Below are 2,666 nucleotides of genomic sequence, written 5' to 3' on the forward strand. Positions count from 1 at the left end.
TTAAAATGTCAATTATTCATTGACGTTGACTTGTTTGGACATGATTCTGTTCAGTTTTCAAAGAACATTCATTTTTGCTTTCCGCCGAAGCGACATATAATAATATAACATATTAAACAGCTCTATTGCAACTGGTATTTTTTGCTGATAACATATCTTTTTTGCGATAGAAATTAAATATAACACAGGATACTAATAAATATCCACGGTTTTTATTACCAATTTAAGTTACGCGTTATATTTCTCTCCACGAAAATAAATTTTAATTCTCCGTCATTTTTTTTCTGACGAAAGTTAACGATATTTATTAAGGTCGATCTCACCAAGTGAGCAGCTAATGTGGTTTTAGTTAAACCACAGGCCGCAGCCATAATTTTTCATGAGTTTGTTTGTTAAATGATGAATTAACTCTAATCTTTTTGTCCGAACGTTCAGCACGCGTTGTCTTTCCCTCTTTTTTTGTAGAAAAACACCTCTCTCCTTTGGATTATCCCAGTAACAGTGTAACTTAGTAACTCTGTTACTCAGTTACTATAAGGGAGGTTAGAAGCAACATTAAAAAATAAAAAAGGTTTTATCCAATAGGATAAAACCTTAGCTTCTATGTATGGTGGGCCCAAGTGGACTCGAACCACCGACCTCACGCTTATCAGGCGTGCGCTCTAACCAGCTGAGCTATGGGCCCCTGGAGCGGGTGAAGGGAATCGAACCCTCGCGACCAGCTTGGAAGGCTGGAGTTCTACCATTGAACTACACCCGCATGAATTATGGTCGGGAAGACAGGATTCGAACCTGCGACCCTCTGGTCCCAAACCAGATGCGCTACCAAGCTGCGCTACTTCCCGACATGGCGTGCCCGGAGAGACTCGAACTCCCAACCTTCTGATTCGTAGTCAGACACTCTATCCGATTGAGCTACGGGCACATTATATAATGAACTTCAAAAAGAAGTAAAGCGTTTTTGGTGCCGAGGACCGGAATCGAACCGGTACGGTAGTCACCTACCGCAGGATTTTAAGTCCTGTGCGTCTGCCAGTTCCGCCACCCCGGCTGGCTAAAACTTGGAGCGGACGACGAGACTCGAACTCGCGACCCCAACCTTGGCAAGGTTGTGCTCTACCAACTGAGCTACGTCCGCATGGTGCGGGTGAAGGGAGTCGAACCCCCACGCCAAAGGCGCTAGATCCTAAGTCTAGTGCGTCTGCCAGTTCCGCCACACCCGCATGTTTGTTTTTTTATTAAATGGTGAGCCATACTGGACTCGAACCAGTGACACCCTGATTAAAAGTCAGGTGCTCTACCGACTGAGCTAATGGCTCACATGGCTGGCCCACCTGGATTCGAACCAGGGCATGACGGAGTCAAAGTCCGTTGCCTTACCGCTTGGCTATGGGCCAATAATGGTGGAGGGGGACGGATTCGAACCGCCGAACCCATAAGGAGCGGATTTACAGTCCGCCGCGTTTAGCCACTTCGCTACCCCTCCGAAGTGGTGGCTTGGGACGGAATCGAACCGCCGACACGAGGATTTTCAGTCCTCTGCTCTACCGACTGAGCTACCAAGCCAATTTATTTTTAATGGCGGAGCTGACGGGACTCGAACCCGCGACCTCCGGTGTGACAGACCGGCGTGAACTCCAACTTCACCACAGCTCCAAAAAATGGTGCCGGCTAAAGGACTTGAACCCTCAACCCCCTGATTACAAGTCAGGTGCTCTACCAATTGAGCTAAGCCGGCTTTTCCATGGTGGGCGCTGACGGGATCGAACCGCCGACCCCCTGCTTGTAAGGCAGGTGCTCTCCCAGCTGAGCTAAGCGCCCATGGTGACCCGTAGGGGATTCGAACCCCTGAATGCATGCGTGAAAGGCATGTGAGTTAAGCCGCTTCTCCAACGGGCCATATTAAAAGCGACAAGTACTAATTTATCATGGATTGGCCACGATTTCAATGGTTTATTTTTTCCATTTTTTAAATGGCGGAGGGAGAGGGATTCGAACCCCCGTGGGCTTGCACCCTAACGGTTTTCAAGACCGCCCCGTTATGACCACTTCGGTATCCCTCCATATAAGTAAACACATTGATGGTGCGGTCGGCGAGACTCGAACTCGCACGATCAGAGATCACTACCCCCTCAAGATAGCGTGTCTGCCAATTCCACCACGACCGCATGGTGGGCCCTGCAGGACTCGAACCTGCGGCCAATCGGTTATGAGCCGACCGCTCTACCAGCTGAGCTAAGGGCCCTATATTGGCGTCCCAGAAGAGATTCGAACTCCTGACACACGGCTTAGAAGGCCGTTGCTCTATCCAGCTGAGCTACTGGGACAATTGGAGGGAGTACCCGGATTTGAACCGGGGAATAAAGGTTTTGCAGACCTGTGCCTTACCACTTGGCTATACTCCCTTGTATGGGGCGATCGATGGGAATCGAACCCACGAGTGTCGGAGCCACAATCCGATGCGTTAACCACTTCGCCACGACCGCCATATGGCAGGGACAGTAGGAATCGAACCCACACTGGAGGTTTTGGAGACCTCTGTTCTACCGTTAAACTATGTCCCTAAATTAAATTGGTTGCGGGGACAGGACTTGAACCTGCGACCTTCGGGTTATGAGCCCGACGAGCTACCAACTGCTCCACCCCGCGATCATTTATGGTAGCGG

At 49.4% G+C, this 2,666-nt stretch carries 23 tRNA genes; all 23 read right to left on the minus strand.

The features are described 5' to 3' along the window. Positions 1 to 608 precede the first annotated feature (608 nt). Positions 609 to 685 (minus strand) — tRNA-Ile (locus tag J2Z37_RS25200). Position 686: 1 nt separating this feature from the next. Beyond that, positions 687 to 760: transfer RNA gene (locus tag J2Z37_RS25205), tRNA-Gly, on the minus strand. An 8-nt stretch (positions 761 to 768) separates the two neighbouring features. Then, positions 769 to 845: transfer RNA gene (locus J2Z37_RS25210), tRNA-Pro, on the minus strand. 3 nt (positions 846 to 848) lie between these two features. Beyond that, positions 849 to 925 (minus strand) — tRNA-Arg (locus J2Z37_RS25215). A 37-nt stretch (positions 926 to 962) separates the two neighbouring features. Beyond that, positions 963 to 1,051 (minus strand) — tRNA-Leu (locus J2Z37_RS25220). 11 nt (positions 1,052 to 1,062) lie between these two features. Then, a tRNA-Gly gene (locus J2Z37_RS25225) sits at positions 1,063 to 1,138 on the minus strand. A 1-nt stretch (position 1,139) separates the two neighbouring features. Further along, a tRNA-Leu gene (locus tag J2Z37_RS25230) sits at positions 1,140 to 1,223 on the minus strand. Positions 1,224 to 1,243: 20 nt separating this feature from the next. Next, a tRNA-Lys gene (locus J2Z37_RS25235) sits at positions 1,244 to 1,319 on the minus strand. Positions 1,320 to 1,322: 3 nt separating this feature from the next. Next, positions 1,323 to 1,397 (minus strand) — tRNA-Gln (locus J2Z37_RS25240). A 4-nt stretch (positions 1,398 to 1,401) separates the two neighbouring features. Then, positions 1,402 to 1,486, minus strand: a tRNA-Tyr gene (locus J2Z37_RS25245). 4 nt (positions 1,487 to 1,490) lie between these two features. Next, positions 1,491 to 1,566: transfer RNA gene (locus tag J2Z37_RS25250), tRNA-Phe, on the minus strand. Positions 1,567 to 1,579: 13 nt separating this feature from the next. Continuing rightward, positions 1,580 to 1,656: transfer RNA gene (locus J2Z37_RS25255), tRNA-Asp, on the minus strand. Between the two features lie 6 nt (positions 1,657 to 1,662). Beyond that, positions 1,663 to 1,738, minus strand: a tRNA-Thr gene (locus J2Z37_RS25260). Positions 1,739 to 1,745: 7 nt separating this feature from the next. Next, a tRNA-Val gene (locus J2Z37_RS25265) sits at positions 1,746 to 1,821 on the minus strand. 1 nt (position 1,822) lies between these two features. Continuing rightward, positions 1,823 to 1,899 (minus strand) — tRNA-Glu (locus J2Z37_RS25270). A 75-nt stretch (positions 1,900 to 1,974) separates the two neighbouring features. Beyond that, positions 1,975 to 2,063: transfer RNA gene (locus J2Z37_RS25275), tRNA-Ser, on the minus strand. A gap of 19 nt (positions 2,064 to 2,082) precedes the next feature. Then, positions 2,083 to 2,168 (minus strand) — tRNA-Leu (locus J2Z37_RS25280). A 1-nt stretch (position 2,169) separates the two neighbouring features. Further along, positions 2,170 to 2,245 (minus strand) — tRNA-Ile (locus tag J2Z37_RS25285). A 5-nt stretch (positions 2,246 to 2,250) separates the two neighbouring features. Continuing rightward, positions 2,251 to 2,327 (minus strand) — tRNA-Arg (locus J2Z37_RS25290). Between the two features lie 3 nt (positions 2,328 to 2,330). After that, positions 2,331 to 2,405, minus strand: a tRNA-Cys gene (locus J2Z37_RS25295). A 5-nt stretch (positions 2,406 to 2,410) separates the two neighbouring features. Beyond that, a tRNA-His gene (locus J2Z37_RS25300) sits at positions 2,411 to 2,486 on the minus strand. A gap of 4 nt (positions 2,487 to 2,490) precedes the next feature. After that, positions 2,491 to 2,564, minus strand: a tRNA-Trp gene (locus J2Z37_RS25305). A gap of 9 nt (positions 2,565 to 2,573) precedes the next feature. Next, positions 2,574 to 2,649 (minus strand) — tRNA-Met (locus J2Z37_RS25310). Positions 2,650 to 2,666 lie beyond the last annotated feature (17 nt).

Source organism: Ammoniphilus resinae, assembly GCF_017873965.1.
GTDB classification, from domain to species: Bacteria; Bacillota; Bacilli; order Aneurinibacillales; family RAOX-1; genus Ammoniphilus_A; species Ammoniphilus_A resinae.